Annotated in this window: 12 protein-coding genes; 7 read left to right on the plus strand and 5 right to left on the minus strand. The window is 63.2% G+C overall.

What is annotated here, in order from left to right; all coding sequences use genetic code 11:
• Positions 1-219 precede the first annotated feature (219 nt).
• The 5 genes from MTX19_RS12625 to MTX19_RS12645 all read left to right on the plus strand — a co-directional run bounded on the left by MTX19_RS12625 (position 220) and on the right by MTX19_RS12645 (position 6464).
• A complete protein-coding gene (locus MTX19_RS12625) occupies positions 220-1848 on the plus strand; it encodes a type II and III secretion system protein family protein (RefSeq protein WP_280983879.1) in 1629 nt (542 codons plus the stop codon).
• A gap of 13 nt (positions 1849-1861) precedes the next feature.
• Positions 1862-2257 carry a hypothetical protein gene (locus tag MTX19_RS12630; RefSeq protein ID WP_280983880.1) on the plus strand — a complete coding sequence of 132 codons (396 nt, stop codon included), beginning with the start codon at positions 1862-1864 and terminating at the stop codon, positions 2255-2257.
• A gap of 207 nt (positions 2258-2464) precedes the next feature.
• Positions 2465-2923, plus strand: a complete 459-nt coding sequence (locus MTX19_RS12635) for a tetratricopeptide repeat protein (protein WP_280983881.1) — start codon at positions 2465-2467, stop codon at positions 2921-2923.
• A gap of 627 nt (positions 2924-3550) precedes the next feature.
• The gene (ltrA, locus tag MTX19_RS12640; RefSeq protein ID WP_280980119.1) at positions 3551-4873 is read left to right on the plus strand and encodes a group II intron reverse transcriptase/maturase; all 1323 of its coding nucleotides are present in this window, start codon (positions 3551-3553) and stop codon (positions 4871-4873) included.
• 193 nt (positions 4874-5066) lie between these two features.
• Positions 5067-6464, plus strand: coding sequence for an IS1380 family transposase (locus tag MTX19_RS12645; protein WP_280980118.1), 1398 nt, complete (start codon positions 5067-5069; stop codon positions 6462-6464).
• 166 nt (positions 6465-6630) lie between these two features.
• Here MTX19_RS12645 and MTX19_RS12650 read toward each other — a convergent pair whose 3' ends face one another.
• The 5 genes from MTX19_RS12650 to MTX19_RS12670 all read right to left on the minus strand — a co-directional run bounded on the left by MTX19_RS12650 (position 6631) and on the right by MTX19_RS12670 (position 14819).
• A complete protein-coding gene (locus MTX19_RS12650; protein WP_280985998.1) occupies positions 6631-7758 on the minus strand; it encodes a hypothetical protein in 1128 nt (375 codons plus the stop codon).
• 671 nt (positions 7759-8429) lie between these two features.
• Positions 8430-9674 carry a glycosyltransferase family 87 protein gene (locus tag MTX19_RS12655; RefSeq protein WP_280983884.1) on the minus strand — a complete coding sequence of 415 codons (1245 nt, stop codon included), beginning with the start codon at positions 9672-9674 and terminating at the stop codon, positions 8430-8432.
• Between the two features lie 755 nt (positions 9675-10429).
• The gene (locus MTX19_RS12660) at positions 10430-10696 is read right to left on the minus strand and encodes a hypothetical protein (protein ID WP_280983886.1); all 267 of its coding nucleotides are present in this window, start codon (positions 10694-10696) and stop codon (positions 10430-10432) included.
• A 690-nt stretch (positions 10697-11386) separates the two neighbouring features.
• Positions 11387-11815, minus strand: a complete 429-nt coding sequence (locus MTX19_RS12665; RefSeq protein ID WP_280983887.1) for a heme-binding protein — start codon at positions 11813-11815, stop codon at positions 11387-11389.
• A complete protein-coding gene (locus MTX19_RS12670; protein ID WP_280984774.1) occupies positions 11808-14819 on the minus strand; it encodes an FAD-binding and (Fe-S)-binding domain-containing protein in 3012 nt (1003 codons plus the stop codon). The genes MTX19_RS12665 and MTX19_RS12670 overlap by 8 nt, the downstream gene beginning before the upstream one ends.
• A gap of 170 nt (positions 14820-14989) precedes the next feature.
• Here MTX19_RS12670 and MTX19_RS12675 point away from each other — a divergent pair, with 170 nt between their 5' ends.
• Both MTX19_RS12675 and MTX19_RS12680 read left to right on the plus strand, forming a co-directional pair.
• Positions 14990-16186, plus strand: coding sequence for an aminotransferase class V-fold PLP-dependent enzyme (locus MTX19_RS12675; protein ID WP_280983888.1), 1197 nt, complete (start codon positions 14990-14992; stop codon positions 16184-16186).
• A gap of 32 nt (positions 16187-16218) precedes the next feature.
• Positions 16219-17016 carry an enoyl-CoA hydratase/isomerase family protein gene (locus MTX19_RS12680; RefSeq protein WP_280983889.1) on the plus strand — a complete coding sequence of 266 codons (798 nt, stop codon included), beginning with the start codon at positions 16219-16221 and terminating at the stop codon, positions 17014-17016.
• Positions 17017-17123 lie beyond the last annotated feature (107 nt).

A 17123-nucleotide genomic window follows, 5' to 3' on the forward strand; every position in this document is an offset into this window, starting at 1 on the left:
CCTGGTGCCGCGTTTTGCGGCTGGCAGGCGACCGGGAGTGTCCGGCCGGAGCGGCGTGTCGGTCAGCTCAGCGTGCCAGGACGTGGGACTTCGCAGTAACTATTTGTAATCGGACAGATTGTAAGCTCGACGACGTGGTGCACGAAGGAGAGTGATCAGGACGTCGAGGCCGTAAATTTACGGAGTTTGCCGTGAGAATCACGGCGAAGGGGATGCGAAATGAGAGGCGGTCGCGTTTGGGGTAGCGCGGGACGTAGGCTTGTCGCCGTGGGCGTGATGGCTCTTGGCGCTCCGCTCGCCCTGATTCATTCCACCGATCACGCAGGGGCTGCGGAGCGGCGCGCGCCTTCCGGCGGCGTCTTTGTCAGCGAAATGACCGACGTCCAGCGCGTCAAGGTGACGGTCAACAAGTCGCGCACCTTCAGGGTCGATACGGCCTTTTCGACGATCGTCGCGGGCTCGCCCGACATCGTCGACGTGAAGTCGCTGAGCGACCATCTGATCTACATCCAGGGCAAGAAGACCGGCACGACCAACGTCATCCTGTTCGACAGCTCGATGAAGCAGATCGGCATCCTCGATGTCGAGGTCACCTTGGATATCGGCAATCTGCAGCAGAACATCCGATCGAGCACCGGCGCCCAGGGCATCCGGGTCTCCGCCTCGGAAGGACAGGTGGTGCTGAGCGGAACGGCGGCCGATGCCGTCGCGGCGGATCGCGCGATGACGATCGCCAAAGGCAGCGTTCCCGAAGGCGGCGTCGTCGTCAACGCGATGAGCGTCGCGGCGCCGCAGCAGGTGATGCTGGAGGTGCGCTTTCTTGAGGTCAATCGTGACGCGGGCCGCGATCTCGGCGTGAACCTTTATGCGGCCAACGCCAACGGGACCAATGTCGCGAATACCGGGCTTGGATCGCTAAACACAGCGGCGGCGCGGGTGCCTATCGGTGGCGTCAATGGCGCTGTCGGGGCTGCTCCAACCGGGAGCCTTCCGCTCCTCGGAACGATTGGGACCCTCGTTGGCGGCGCGACTGGCGTATCTCCGGCACCGTTCGGACGTTTGTTGACCAGCATTCTCAGGACCAGCAACGGCGGCTCGGTGGATCTGCTGATCACTGCGCTGGAAACCAAGGGACTGGCGCGGCGCTTGGCGGAGCCTAATCTGATCGCGCTGTCCGGCGACTCGGCCCGCTTTCTGGCGGGCGGTGAATTCCCGGTGCCGGTACCGACCCAATCGACGAGTGGCTTCCCCACCGTTACGATCGACTACAAGAAGTTCGGCGTCGAACTGGCTTTCGTTCCCACCGTTCTTTCGCGTGGCCTGATCAACCTGCGGGTCGAGCCCTCGGTCAGCGAGCTTGATTTCACCAATGCGGTAACGATTCAGGGAACGACTGTTCCCGCGTTGACGGTCCGGAACGCGCGCACCACGGTCGAACTGCGTGACGGTCAGAGCTTTGCGATCGCCGGACTTCTGCAGACTAGAAATGCGCAGGGCGTGTCGCAATTGCCGTGGATCGGCTCGGTGCCCGTGCTTGGAACCTTGTTCAGCAGCAAGTCGTACCAGCAGCAGGAAACGGATCTGGTCATCATCGTCACGCCGCACCTGGTTGCGCCGGCGGCCCCGGGCCAGAAGCTGGCGTCGCCGCTGGACTCGCGCCTGCCGGCCAACGACGTCGATTTCTTCCTCAATGGCCAGATGGAAGTTCGGAAGCGTTACGACGACTACGTTAGCTCCGGTGGCAATCTGAAGGGGCCGTACGGCCACATCATTGCTCCCGAAGTCACCGCGCCCGTTGCAGCACCGGCCGCCACGGCGAATCAGCCGATCGTGAAAACCCTGAACTAGAGGAGGCGGAGAGATGACCATGAGGTATCTGGCTCTGCTCGCGCCCTTGCTGCTCGGGGGGTGCTATGGGGTCGCCGGTCATGACGAGGTCGATCGCTACTTCCAGCGTTCCGATACCATCACGATGACCGCGGGCGACGCCAAGCAGGTCAACGCCGCCACCCATACGATCCATCCGTGGCCGCGCTATGTCGGCGATCGCAGGATCGCGTACGACGCCCGGCGCACGGGGGCCGCTGTCCAACGCTATGGTGACACCAAGCGGCCGGTGGATCAGCTTCCCGACATAAGCGAACCCGGGATAGCAATGGGCCAGGCGCCGCCCGTTACTACGAATGTCAACGTCAATGGGTTGGGGCCGGGCACTTCGTCCGGAGTAGCGGTGCCGGTCGGAACAGGGGGCAAGTAGGAGCTATCGCGGCGCCGCCTCGATGCGGAGCCGATCGTTTTCGGACAATTTCTTTTGGTCGTTCTGGTGAAATCGATTGCGGTACATCGACGATTGCGGCGGGGGCTGCGGGGTGGAGAGATGCGACGGCTGTTTCTAGCGCTGACCTGTTGCTGGCTGGGGACTGGCCTTGCGGCGTGTGACTACACGACGAGGGAGGCCGCCGTCGTGGCCCCCGTGGATCCCGGGGGCCCGGACCCCGTGCAGGAGCCGACCGACGTCAAGTACTATCCGTCGGACGAGCCGGTGCGGTTGGGGCTCGAGGCCTACAACCGGGGCGCCTACGGGATCGCCCAGCGCTATTTCAAGGACGCCGTCGAGAAGTCGCCGAAGGACGTGACGGCCTGGGTCGGGCTGGCGGCGAGCTATGATCGGATCCGTCGCTTCGATCTTGCCGACCAGGCGTACGCGCAGGCGATCCGCCTGGGGGGCCGCACCGTCCAGGTCCTGAACGACCAGGGCTATTCCTACATGCTGCGCGGCAATCTGAGCGCGGCGCGGCGCAAGTTCGACGAGGCGCGTTCGCTCGATCCCACCAACCCCGTGATCGCCAACAATCTCGAACTGCTCAACGGCAGCCGGCGGTTCATCGAACGGCCGCCGAACAATCAGCCGTCGGTGGAATAACGGCTCGCGCCGCAGGACAGGAGATCAGCGCTCTGCGGCGTCGTCTGTCGACGCCGTCCGCTGTCACCGAACGCTGATCCTGCGGCGCTTGCGACTGACGTAGTGCCGACCTCCCGGATCTAGCCCGCATTTCTCAGTGCGCCCCGACGGCGCGCATCACCAGTGGAGGAGGATTCCACCCAGATAGTTGTCGATTGATCTGGTAGCTGACGAGCGGATCGGTCGGGTAACCGGCCGGTTCGAAGCCTCGTGACAAAGGCCGCCTTGGGCGGTCGAGCAATCCAGCGGGCCGTAATATGAGTGAAGTCTGAGCAGGCCTCGAAAGTGAAGATGCGGATGCCGACCCGCCTGAGATACGGGGAAGGCCGTGTGGATAGGGAAGCAATCGACGTGCGCACCTGTTTGATCCGCCGGGGTAGTGGACTCGGCACGCTGGAAGGGCGATGCGGGTAATCGGGGGAGACCCGCAGCGGGCGGAGGTCGCGTCTTCAACGTCGCAATTGGCGGCGGCCTGCAGCGGGAGTCGGACAGGGACGCGGTACCGTTGAAACCGGGTAATGCCGGCGGAGGGAAGGTCCCTGACTTCTGGTGTGCTTTCAAAGACGGTGAGGAAACAGGTGATTGGCGATGAGCCTCGAAACGCCTGAAAGGATCAGGACCCTTCAGAGAAAGCTCTATTGCAAGGCGAAGGCGGAGCCTGCCTACCGCTTCTATTTGCTCTACGACAAGATCTGCCGTGAGGACATTCTGCGCCACGCCTACGCGCTGGCCCGTGCCAATGCGGGTGCGCCTGGTGTTGACGGGGTGACCTTTGAGCAGATCGAGGCGTCGGGCGTGGAAGCATGGTTAGCGGGGCTGCGCGAGGACCTCGTTTCGAAGACGTACCGACCCGATCCGGTGCGGCGGGTGATGATCCCGAAGCCCGGGGGAGGCGAGCGCGCGCTCGGCATTCCCACGATCCGCTGTCGCGTCATTCAGACTGCCGCCAAACTCGTGTTGGAACCGATATTCGAAGCGGACTTCGAGGACAGTGCTTATGGCTATCGTCCGCGTCGCAGCGCGGTCGATGCGATCAAGGAAACGCACCGGCTGATTTGCCGGGGCTATACCGACGTGGTTGACGCCGATTTGTCGAAATATTTCGACACGATCCCGCATTCGGACCTCCTCAAATCGGTGGCCCGACGCATCGTTGACCGGCATGTGCTGTGGCTGATCAAGCTGTGGCTGCAAGCGCCGGTCGAGGAGCGGGACGGCAACGGGAAGCGGCGCATGAGTGGCGGCAAGAACAGCAAGCGCGGCACACCGCAAGGCGGTGTTGCAAGCCCGCTGCTCTCCGTCATCTATATGAACCGGTTCCTGAAGCATTGGCGATTGACCGGACGCGGCGAAGCCTTCCGCGCCCACATCGTCTCGTACGCCGACGACTTCGTCATCCTCAGCCGCGGCTATGCGCACGAGGCTCTGGCGTGGACGAAAGCGGTGATGACGAAACTCGGGCTGACGCTCAACGAGGCGAAAACCTCGGTGAAGGATGCCCGGCGCGAGAGCTTCGACTTCCTTGGTTATAGCTTCGGGCCGCATCGGTACCGGAAAGATGGCCATTGGTATCTGGGCGCGAGCCCGTCCAAGAAGAGTGTTCAGCGGCTCAAAGCCAAGGTGAGCGATATCCTGGTCCCCGGCAACACCGGGTGCTGGCTTGACGTGCGTGACCGGCTCAATCGCTTGTTGCGAGGCTGGAGCACGTACTTCGGCTACGGCACTCGGAAACCGGCGTACCGGACCGTCGATAACCATGTGTACGAACGGGTCCGCGGATTCCTGGTCCGACGTCACAAGGTGCCGTCGCGTGGCACCCGCCTCTTCCCGCGAGAGGCTGTGTTTGGCGCGCTCGGGGTCTTGCACCTCCGACGCGTCCACTTGGGACCGCCGCCGTGGGCCTTGCACTGAAGCCAGTCGGAAAGCCGGATGCGGTAGCTCCGCACGTCCGGTTTGATGAGCGAGGAAGGGAAACGGGGCGTTGCCGAATGGCCCAAGCTACCGCGCCCTTCCCCGACTCTACCAGTGTTGAGGCGCATCGGGGCGCGAATCAGCGAAAGTTCTTTTGCGAGAAGGACTTTGCGATGATTCAAGGAATGCCCCGATGCCGACAGAGTGTAGCGCAGAACGGTTTGATTTTGGAGTGGTGGAAGGCCGGGCTGTGGAAGCGGCCTTTGATGCTGGCCTGGTGACGTCGGACGCTGGAGCGCTGCTTCTGGGCGCCGCCGATCGAGCGATCGATCTGGTGGGGCGTTTTGCAGATTGCTTTCGCGATCATCGCCGTCCGGACTTGATCGAGCATGCGGTCGGGACGTTGGTCGGACAACGGGTCTTTGGCATTGCACTTGGCTACGAAGATCTCAACGATCACGACGAGCTGCGGCACGACCCGCTGATGGCGGTGCTGGCGGGCAAGCTTGAGGCCAAGCGCGAGGACTGCGCGCCGGTGGCCGGCAAGTCGACGCTGAACCGGCTGGAGCTGAGCCGAAACGAGCCTTCGCGCTATCACAAGATCGCCTACGACGCGGCGGCGATCGAGGCGTTGCCGGTGACGCTATTCCTGGAGGCGCACAAGCGACCGCCGGCGCAGATCATCCTCGATCTCGACGCCACCGACGACCCGCTGCACGGGCATCAGGAAGGACGCTTCTTCCACGGCTATTACGACTGTTACTGCTATCTGCCGCTGTACGTGTTCTGCGGCCGGCATCTGTTGGCGGCCAAGCTGCGGCCCTCCGACATTGACGCCAGCGCGGGCAGCGTCGCGGAGGTCGAGCGGATTGTCCGGCAAATCCGCGTCCACTGGCCGTTCGTGCGCATCCTGCTGCGCGCCGACAGTGGCTTTGCGCGCGAGGCGCTGATGGCGTGGTGCGAACGGAACCGCGTGGATTACCTGTTCGGGCTCGCCCGCAACACGCGCCTGGTCGCCATGATCGAAGAGGAGCTCGCCGCGGCGCGGGCTGCAGCCGAGAAGACCGGCCGCCCGGCGCGCCGCTTCAAGGACTTCCAGTGGAGCACGCGCGGCACCTGGAGCCGAAGGCGCCGCGTCGTCGCCAAGGCGGAGTGGACAAAAGGGGAAGCCAATCCGCGCTTCGTCGTGACCTCGCTCAAGCGGGCCGAGGCGGGTGCGCGGCAGCTCTACGAGGACATTTACTGCGCCCGTGGCGAGATGGAAAACCGCATCAAGGAGTGCCAGCTCGATCTCTACGCCGACCGCACTTCCGCGGCGACCATGCGCGCCAACCAACTGCGGTTGTGGTTCGCCTCGATGGCCTATGTGCTGATCTGTGCCCTGAGGCGCATCGGCCTTGCCGAAACCATCTTTGCGGACGCCACCTGCGGCACCATCCGCCTCAAGCTCCTGAAGATCGGCGCACTGGTGCGCATCAGCGTCCGCCGCATCAAGATCGCCATGGCCTCGGCCTGTCCGGCCGCCGAACCGTGGGGCATCGCCGCGCACCGCCTGGCCAAAGCCGCCGGAGCCCGCGCCTCGCCGGCCTGACACGCGAAGCTGCGACGCGCCAAACCGCGGCATCGCCAACTGGCCCACCGGAGAAACCCACAACCTAATCCCGCCAGCCGCGCCTTCCCGCGCAGCAACCCTTCATGGCCATACTGGCACACCAAATCGGTGTTGTCAGATCAGTCGGCCCTGTGAGAAATGCGGGCTAGTTGGGCGGCAATACGGCATCGACCCGGCGGCTGTTTCGCAGGCTGATGATGATCGTGCCGTTGTGGGTCGCAAATCTGGCCCCCATAAGTCTCGGCACCTTGTCTGTCAGTGGCGACGGCAGCGGAATCATTCCGCCGGTGACAGGATCGCCGACATTGATTGCCACGGCAGCTCCCCCTGGTGAGGGCGCGACCTTGATGTACTCTCTTACGAGCTGACTCTCTTCTCGAGACAGGCTGAGCGCGCTCTGCGCGATGCCGGCATCAGCGGCCTTGTGACCTGCCTCCGCCTTGTTCTGCGCATCTTCCCGCTCGGCATCTCGCTTCTCGCTTTCGATCTGCTCCAGTCTTGCAAGGCGATCTCTCAGTGGAGTTTGCTCGCGGTGCAGCGTGGCGATTTCTGACTTCAGCGAGGAGATCTGACCAAGTCCGATCACGGCAATGATACAAGCAACGAGCGATATCAAAGCGAGGCATGCGAGGGCAGGCCTAACCATTCGTTCGCCGGCGGTTTCCGCGCCTTGTTGCGGTAGGTTTTTTGCCGAACGCCGTCGCCGCGCGCGAGCCATCCTTGGCATGCTGGCGCGGATAGATTTTAAGAGAGCCGATAACCGCGAATCGTCGCGGTTTGCTCGTTGAACGGAGCCGAATGCCGGCCCGGGAAATGCCGGGACATTCAGTAAGCCCGCATCAGGAGCATGGATCGAACGGCTCGACCCCGAAGTCGCGTGATCGGACGCCGCTTCGCCAGCCGGGCCGCTGGCGTCGAGATCAACGTCCGAGGGCAGGTCAATGGCCGCGGGCGCGCCAGCACCATGCGATTCGGCGGCGTTGGCTTCCATTTGGTCGGCCTTCTCAGCGTTATGTTCCTGCTCGATGCGGGTGGCTTCAAGCGAGCGCCACAGCGAAAGGCCGGCTGGCGTGATCTGGAAGCCGGCATCATTTATCGAAACCCAACCCGATTCGAAGACATCGGCATCGCCAAGCTCGGACGATCGCGTCAATAGCTTAGCTTCGTCGCCCGCTGCGATCATTGTCCTGACCTCGCGGCGGACGTCCTCCATCGCGATCCGTTGATGGGGCCTCGCGGCTAGCACGCTCAAGATCGCCAGATTGAATCTCATGGGGCGCCTCTCGATGCCCAATCAACCTTTCGAATAGCCCGCCTTGTCCAGACCTGACGATCCGCTCGCCGCCACAAGGCGGTCGAAGCAGATGCATCATACTGGCTGGGACGTCCGTCAGCCAGAGAGCCAGGTGATTCTCTTTGGTCGTGCACGGATAAATCCGGAGGCGCCCAGTCGGTTGAGACCGGCCGCGAACTGTCTGTGCGGTCAAAGCAAGTCCCGAAGCCTGGATAGCTCGATAACGTGTTCCGGCGATAGGACATCAGTTATCAGCACTGCCTGGGGCGCAGTGCGGAATCTCACGTGCGGCAGCACCGAAGTTCAATTCGGGGAACGTCATAAGACATGGGACATCGCAAATGGCGTTCCATTGACCGGAGCGGCGGATTGCAGCCACATCGGTCGGGCATTTCGGCTGCCATCCCGCCGGCGCCGCCGCCATTTGGGACGCGCATCGGCGGAGGCTGCCCTGTGGGCATACGTGCCCTCCAGATCCCCGCCTCGCAGCGCCGACCTGCGCGACCTTTGGCAGCTCGTGCGCACCGCGCTCGATCTGGACCCGCTGCACTTGATCGCCATCATCGATTCGACTGAGGCGAGGCGGTCCGATCAGCCGGGGCATCGTTGGAAGCTCCAGTTGCTTTGATCATCCGTAAGCTTGACCCGAGTTAATGGCCTCGCACCGTCGCAGGTTGTCGCGGCTGCTCGCTTATGATTATCCCGCTAGCCTCAAGTTGCCGTAATCTCATCCAGATGATCACAATCATGGTTGCGCACATGAACGGGCCAACCGGCACGAGCACGAACGGGAAAGCGTACCCCAATAGGAACATGATAGTGACACCGATCCGGAAGGCGCGTCGTCGGTTCGAGAGCGGCGAGATCTGGTCCGTGGTAGCGTTCATGAGAAAGACCAACGCGATGGCCAGGATCGGCAGATCGTAGATGGCGAAGTAAGGAGAAATGAGCGGCGTTGCCGCAAGCAGGCTGGCCGCCTGGACGGCGAAGCTGACATTGCGGCGCCATATGACCAGCACCCAAATCGCCGCGGCTGACGCGATGGCTATGTGGAACGACAGGGCCGATCCGTAGCCAAAGCCGGCAAGTCGAAATAGGCCGTAAATACTTTGCAATTTAAACCATGGCAGCGCTCCACTAAGGTGAAATTGCGTCGTGGCGAAAGTTGCCGCCGCACCAAATGCCTTGAAAGTATCCCAGCCGAAGCTGAACCCGGTGAGCAGCACGAGGGCCGGCATTACCAAAACGGCGGTGATGACGACGCTCCAACGCCCGGTGGCGACCAACACAAAAGGGAGAAGAATGCCATATTGAGGTTTGAAGATAAGCAACGCGAGCAAGAAGCCGCTGACAAGCGGGCGCTTATTCAATGTCAACAGGATGCCACCGAGCAACGATGCCGCAAGCAGCCCGCTTTGGCCGGCGATGAAATCGTAAAGGATGGGCGGAAAGGCGAGTGCCAGTAGCAGCGCGGCGGAGCGTGGCCGGATGGCATAAACAACGAGGAGCCAACAAAATAGCTTTGCCGCGCTCCAAACCCAGAACGCAATCGGAAACGGCAGGAGTGCTAAGGGCGCCAATACGAAGAAAAACACGGGCGGATAAAAAAACGGTACTGGAACCTGATCGTAGGGATACGAGACGTGATTCATCGGCTGCATCCGGAGAACAATTTGCTGATGCAGTTGCTCCCAATCGTAGGCGGTCGCCGCGTGGCCGTCGAGCGCCATCGCGCCCGCGCCCCAAAAACACGAAAAATCGATGCCGGCTTGGCCGCCACCACTAACAAATACCAGTACCGAGACAAGTATTGTGATGCTTAACAAGATGACGCTGGCAATCGCTTGCGCCGGGTCATCTCCCTCAGAAACATCCCAGTCCACAATTTTCTTCATTGGCACTTAACCCAAAGCGATATTGCGGACGCCGCTGCATTCGCCCAAACTGAACGGGTCATGAAATCACCTCTGAAAAGCGTAGAGGATATCGAAACTCGGACGGGAGGAAAAGCGAACTCGCTTAGATGATCTATCCCTCGCCCGGTGAACTGCACCCCGTTTTGACTGGACACCGGCGTAGCCGGAGGAGCTAGGCCTAGTCCTAGGCATACGCCTACGTCCGGGACGTTTTCGAAGGTGGAAATCATCACCGGCGTTGCCTGCCGGCGTCGGTTTACGACGGAACAGAAGCTCTTGCTCATCAACGAGACGCTGCAACCGGGCACGTCGATCAGCTATGTTGCCAAACCAGCCTAAGGAGCGATCGGTTCGCGCTGCAGTCGCGGGGCCAATTTCGGTCGCGAACGAACGTCTTCAATGGAGCCGGTCGGAAGGCGACATAGATCAGCACCGACGCAAAGCTCGCCTCGGGCTGAATCCAGACATCCCGCCCGGCTTGCCTTTTCAGGAGTTAACGAAGACGCGGCCGGGAGGCTGACGCTTCGCGTTGAATAAGGTCTCTTCTGCAAGCGAATGACGGTGGAGGAGGTCAAATATGGTCGTCCAACGTTGACAAGGCAGGGACGAAGTTTGGAGGAGCATTCTGCGCTGCGGCCGGAACGTCCGTCAGCCAGAGAGCCGATCGGACGTGCACGGACAAATCCGAACGCGCCAAGCCGCTCGACGAGACCGTCAGCGGACTGGCCGCGCGGTCAAAGGAAGTCCCGAAGCCTGGACAGCTCGATGATGTGTTCCGGCGAGAGGATCTCAGGGATCAGCGGGGCCTGAGGCGTCGTCCGGATCTCATAGAGGTGGCGAGACTTCTCCGGCTTGGCCATGAATTCCTGAATGCATTCGTCGAGCGTGCCGTCCGAGACCATGTACGGCACGCGATCCTCGCGGCGCAAATTGCCGAGCGAAGGCCATTTGTAGAGGCGCGCCGCAGCACCGAAGTTCAGTTGGGAAACGTCGTCAGACATGGGACACCGCAAACGGCAATTATTGAGCGGAGCGGCGGATCGCAGACAGATCTGTCGCGCATGTCGGCTGACATTCCGCCGGCCGCAGCCATTTGGAGACGTGCAACGTCAGCAGTCCAATCAGGACGATGACGGTGACAACGAGCCTGGGCAAGAGATCGTCTTTCAAATTCGAGCTCCAAAAAACATTCGAGAACGCAATGAATAAAATCTGCAATGCAATACGCGCCGCCTGTTCTCGAGGCGCAAGCGGCGACCAAAGCCCGGCCGTCCGATCGCCCTGAAATCAGTCGATGCGGTCACGATCATGGCTGCACCTTCTTGCCAAAGTCTACACGCGGGTTGGTTTGCAGGGCAGCAAAGCGGAGCGACGTCTGTTGCGAATGGCGCAAGCTCGCCCATGCACCGGTTTGCGAAGTAAGTATTTGAAAGCACTAAATTATCTGCGTTAAGAGGCTCCGGCGGCGGTTTGTCGCGATCAAGCAAATCGCCCAGCGAGCGAGAGAGCAACGTGTGCATGAGAAGTGCCCCTGGCGCGCAAGAGCGAGCTCGCGACAGTTGGCGTGAACGGGCCATCGGCATGCGCGTGCCCGCGAGCGGCCTCAGTTCTTGAAGATGGCAGGTATCGTTCACCGGCCGCCGGCGCAGCGACGCATCAAGCCGCAGCGTGTGCGAGCAAAAGCCGCACGGCTATCCCGCATTCGCCTTCAGTCCGGCGGCCTCGATGCCGGCCACGGCGCAAGCCTCGTCATTGTCCGACGTGTCGCCGCTGACGCCGACCGCGCCGAGCAGCATGCCGCCGTCGAGGATCAGGACGCCGCCGGGGACCGGCACCATCCGCCCCTGCGCGAGCGTGTTCACGGCGTCGATGAAATAGGCCTGTTCCTGCGCGCGCTGGAACAGCGCCCGCGATCCCATTCCCATCGCCAGTGCGCCGTAGGCTTTGCCATGGGCGATCTCGGCCCGCATCAGGCTGGTGCCGTCCTGCGCGGCCGTCACCTTCACGGCGCCGCGGGCGTCCAGGATCGTGACCACGAGCGGCTTGAGCTTCTTCTCGTTCCCCTTGGTCAGGGCGGCATCGAGGATCTTGCGGGCGATGTCGAGAGTGAGCTCAGCCATGGGCCTCTTCCTTTGTCGGCGATATCTTGTCGGAATTGGACTTCGCACAATTAAGGCTCATCGCCAATACGCTGGCGACGTGGAGTGGCGTGCGTCCGCTGCCGTCCTTGATCTGGTGCCGGCACGAGGTTCCATCCGCCACGATCAACGTGTCCTGGTCCGCGCGCCGCACCGCCGGCAGCAGTGACAGTTCGGCCATGTCGATCGAGGCCTGGTAGGTATCGCCGCCATAGCCGAACGCGCCGGCCATGCCACAGCAACTCGACTCGATGGTTTCAACGCGGAGGCCGGGCACAAGGCGCAGCACTTTCTCCACAGGTTTGAAGGCGCCAAACGACTTCTGGTGACAATGACCGTGCACGACGGCCTTCTCGGCGACAGGTCCGAGCGGCAGCGCGAGGCGCCCGGCCTCCGCTTCGCGCACCAGGAATTCCTCGAACAGCAGGGCGTTGGCGCTGATCTCCTTCGCGGTCCCGTCGGAGCGCAGCGACAGCAGCTCGTCCCGCAGTGTCAGAAGGCAGCTCGGCTCGAGCCCGATGATCGGCACGCCGCGCGCCGCGAACGGCGCGTAGGTCGCAACCAGCCGGTCCAGCTCCGCGCGGGCCTGCTCGACCAGGCCGGCCGAGAGGAATGTCCGGCCGCAGCACAGCGGCCTCGCGCCGTCCAGTGGTCGGGGCAGATGCACGCGATATCCGCCGGCGACCAGCACCTCGACCGCGGCATCGAGGTTCTCGCGCTCGTAAGCGCGGTTGAACGTGTCGGCGAACAGGACCACCTCACGGCCATCGGCCGGGCCGAACGCCTCGGCGTCAGGCCGGAACGTGTCGCGGCGAAACTCAGGCAGGCTGCGCCTGGCGCTGATGCCGGCAAATCGCTCGAACAGCATGCGCAACAGCGCACTGCGGTTTCGCCAGTTCGCCAGCGCGGCGAAGCGCGATGCGATGTCGACGTAGCGCGGCAGATAGCCGACCAGCCGGTCGCGCAGCGACAGGCCGTGCCTGCTTGCGCGGGCAGCCAAAACCTCGATCTTCATCTTGGCCATGTCGACGCCGGTCGGACATTCGTGGCGGCAGGCCTTGCATGAGACGCAGAGCTTCAACGTCTCCATCATGGCGTCGGAGGCCAACGCGTCGGGGCCCAGCTGGCCGGAGATCGCAAGCCGCAGCGTATTGGCGCGACCGCGCGTGACGTCGGCCTCGTTGCGGGTCGCGCGATAGGACGGGCACATCACGCCGCCTTCGAGCTTGCGGCAGGCGCCGTTGTTGTTGCACATCTCGACCGCGCCCTGGAAGCCGCCGCCGGCGCCGGGATAGGCCGACCAGTCGAGCACGGTCTTCAACTCGCCGACGCGATAGTCCGGCGCAAAGCGAAACAGCGAGCGGTCGTCCATCCTGGGCGGATCGACGATCTTGCCGGGGTTAAGCGTGTTGCCGGGATCGAAGCGCTGCTTGACCTCGCGGAAGTCGGCAACGATCCGCGCGCCGAACATCTCGTCGTGGAATTCGGAGCGCACCAGCCCGTCGCCGTGCTCGCCGGAGTGCGAGCCCTTGTACTCACGCACCATCTCGAAGGTTTCCTCGGCAATGGCGCGCATTGCCTTGACGTCCTTTTCGAGCTTGAGATTGAGCACCGGGCGCACATGCAGGCAGCCTTCGGACGCATGCGCATACATCGTGCCGCGCGTGCCGTGCTTGGCAAAGATGGCGTTGAGCCGCTGGGTGTAGTCGGCGAGATGCGGCAGCGGCACCGCGCAATCCTCGACAAAGGAGACCGGCTTGCCCTCCTGCTTCATCGACATCATGACGTTGAGGCCGGCTGCCCGGAAATCGGCGATGCCCGATTGCAGCGCGGGCTCGACGATCTCGACCACGCCGCCCCATTTGCGTTGCGGCTTGTCCCATCCGAAGCCGAGATCGGCCATCAGCTCGCCGAGCTGCTTGAGGCGGGCGAGATTGTCGGCCTGGTCCTCCTCAGCGAACTCGACCACCAGGATCGCATCCGGATCGCCGCGCACCGCTGCCGAAATGATTGGCTGAAACATCACGATCTCGCTGCCGAGCGCGATCATGGTGCGATCGAGCAGCTCGACTGCGATCGGCCGCAGCTTGACCAGATGCTGGGCCGCATCCATCGCCTCGTAGAAGCTGCCGAAATGGCAGACGCCGAGCACCTTGTTGCGGATCACCGGCCACAGCTTGAGCTCGACCTGCGTCGTGAAGGCCAGCGTGCCCTCGGAGCCGACCAGGATATGCGCCATGTTGTTCGGCGCATTGCGCGGCACCAGTGCGTCGAGGTTGTAGCCGCCGACGCGGCGCTGCACCTTGGGGAATTTGTCCGCGATCTCGGCCGCCTCGCGCTCGCCGAGGTCGAGCATGGCGCGGAACAGCTTCACTCCACTATCGGGCGCGTTCACATTGGCGAGATCGCGCGGCACCTCGCCGAAATGCAGCAGCGTGCCGTCGGCCAGCGCCGCGTCCATCGCGAGCGTGTTGTCACGCATGGTGCCGTAGCGGAGCGAGCGGCCGCCGCAGGAATTGTTGCCGGCCATGCCGCCAATGGTGGCGCGCGAGGCGGTGGAGACGTCGACCGGAAACCACAGCCCGTGCTTCCTGAGCTGGCGATTGAGATCGTCGAGCACGATGCCGGGCTCGACCACACAGGAGCGGTTCTCGACGTCGAGCGAGATGATTCGATTCAGGTGCTTGGACAGGTCGACCACGATGCCGTCATTGACGGTCTGGCCGCATTGCGAGGTGCCGCCGCCGCGGGGGGTGACGATGCGCCCGTCGTCGCGCGCGATCGCGAGCGCCCGCAGCGCTTCGTCGGTGGTTCGGGGAACCACCACCCCAGCCGGCATGATCTGGTAGAACGACGCGTCGGTCGCGTAGCGGCCGCGATTGAACGCATCGAAGAAGACATCCCCGGTGATCTCGCGGCGCAGACGGCCGGCGAGGGGGCTGCTGTCAGCCGAACTTTGCGACTTCTCGGCCTGCACTGTCGCCATTGCATTGGTCTCGTTGATTGTCCCGCCTGTCTTGCCCGCCGGACTCAGGCTTGGCAAGGCAAAGCCCTGCTTTCTGTGCATTGACGATCCCCGCCGGGCGGAGGACAAGCCGACCAAATAGTGATATTCGAGCGGCTCGCGAAGCCAAGGCAAGACCGGGAAGGACGCCCATGACCGTGCATACTGGAAGGCATTTTCTGCAGATTCCTGGACCGACCAACGTGCCGGACCGGGTGCTGCGGGCCATGGATATGCCGACCATGGACCATCGTGGTCCGGAGTTCGCCGAGATCGGCTTTGCGGTGCTTTCGGCGATGCAGCGGGTGTTCCGCACCAAGCAGCCGGTGATCATCTATCCCTCGTCCGGGACGGGCGCCTGGGAGGCCGCGATCGTCAATACGCTGCAGCCGGGCGACAAGGTCCTGATGTGCGAGACCGGGCAGTTCGCCGTGCTGTGGCGCGGCATCGCCGACAAGTTCAAGCTCGACGTCGATTTCATCCCGGGCGACTGGCGCCATGGCGCCGATCTCGAACAGATCGAGGCACGGCTCTCCGCCGACAAGGCTCACAAGATCAAGGCGGTCTGCATGGTCCATAACGAGACCTCGACCGCCTGCGTCACCTATCCGCGCGACGTCCGCAAGATCATGGACACCCTGAAACATCCGGCGCTCCTGATGGTCGACACCATCTCGGGCCTCGGCTCGCTCGAATATGAGCACGACGCCTGGGGCATCGACGTCTCCATCGCCGGCTCCCAGAAGGGTCTGATGCTGCCGCCCGGGCTCGGCTTCAACGCCGTCTCGGAAAAGGCGCTGGCGGTCGCGAAGGCCAATCCGGGCATGCGCTCCTATTGGGATTGGCAGGAGGTCATCAACATCAACAAGGCCGGCACATGGCCCTATACGCCCGCAACCAACCTGCTGTTCGGCTTGCGGGAGGCGGTGAAGATGCTGGAAGAGGAAGGCCTCGAGAACGTCTTCGCCCGCCACAAGCGCCACAGCGAGGCGACGCGCGCGGCCATCAAGGTCTGGGGCCTGGAGACGCAGTGCCAGGAGCAGGGCGCCCACTCGCCGGCACTGACTGCGGTGCGCATGCCCGAAGGACATGACGCCGATCACTTCCGCAAGGTGGTGCTGGAGAATTTCGACATGTCGCTTGGCACCGGCCTGAACAAGGTCAAGGGCAAGGTGTTCCGGATCGGACATATCGGTCACTTCAACGACCTGATGTTGATGGGCACGCTCTCGGGCGTCGAGATGGGCCTCGATCTTGCCAGGGTGCCGCATCGCGGCGGCGGCGTGGTCGCTGCGATGGAGGTCTTGAAGGAACGCGCGACTGCGCACACGTCGAAGGCCGTCGCCTGAGGCCCTATCACAAGCAACAGAAGGAGCGAAACATGAACGCGCCCGCCACCCCGGCCGAAGACCTGATCTACTCCGTCGAAGACGGAATCGCGCGCATCACGTTCAATCGCCCGCAGGCCCGCAATGCGCTGACCTTTGCGATGTACGAGCAGATGGCAGCGATCTGCGAGAACATCAATCAGGATCACTCGATCAAGGCCCTGATCATGACCGGTGCCGGCGACAAGGCGTTCGCCTCAGGCACTGACATCTCGCAGTTCCGCGCCTTCAAGACCGCCCAGGATGCACTCGATTATGAGGCACGGATCGACCGCGTGCTGGGTACGCTCGAGCAGTGCCGTGTGCCTGTGATCGCTGCGATTGCCGGTGCGTGCACCGGCGGGGGCGCCGGCATTGCCGCGTGCTGCGATATCCGCATCGGCACCGAGGCGACGCGGATCGGCTTTCCGATCGCGCGGACGCTCGGCAACTGCCTCTCGATGTCCAACATCTCGCGGCTGGTTTCGCTGATCGGTCCGGCGCGGACCAAGGATCTGATCTTCAAGGCGCGTCTCGTCGAAGCGCCGGAAGCGCTGGTGCTCGGGCTGCTGAACGAAGTCGTGCCCGATGTGGCGACGTTGCAGCGCCGGGCCGAGGAGACCGCGAAGCTCGTTGCCAGCCACGCGCCGATCACGCTCGAAGTGACCAAGGAGGCAGTGCGCCGCATCCGCCGCACGCTGTCGCGCGACGAGGGCGAAGACCTGATCCTGCGCGCCTATATGAGCGAGGATTTCCGCGAGGGCATGGACGCCTTCCTCAACAAGCGCACGCCGAACTGGAAGGGCAAGTAGCGCTAGAGGCGCTCGTCGCTATCTTCCCCCGCAGGTCCGCTCTCGCGGGCGAAGCGGATGTGGACCGGCAGCAAACTTGCCGAATCGGTCCAAGATAACCCACGGCT

Source organism: Bradyrhizobium sp. ISRA464, from assembly GCF_029910095.1.
GTDB lineage: Bacteria > Pseudomonadota > Alphaproteobacteria > Rhizobiales > Xanthobacteraceae > Bradyrhizobium.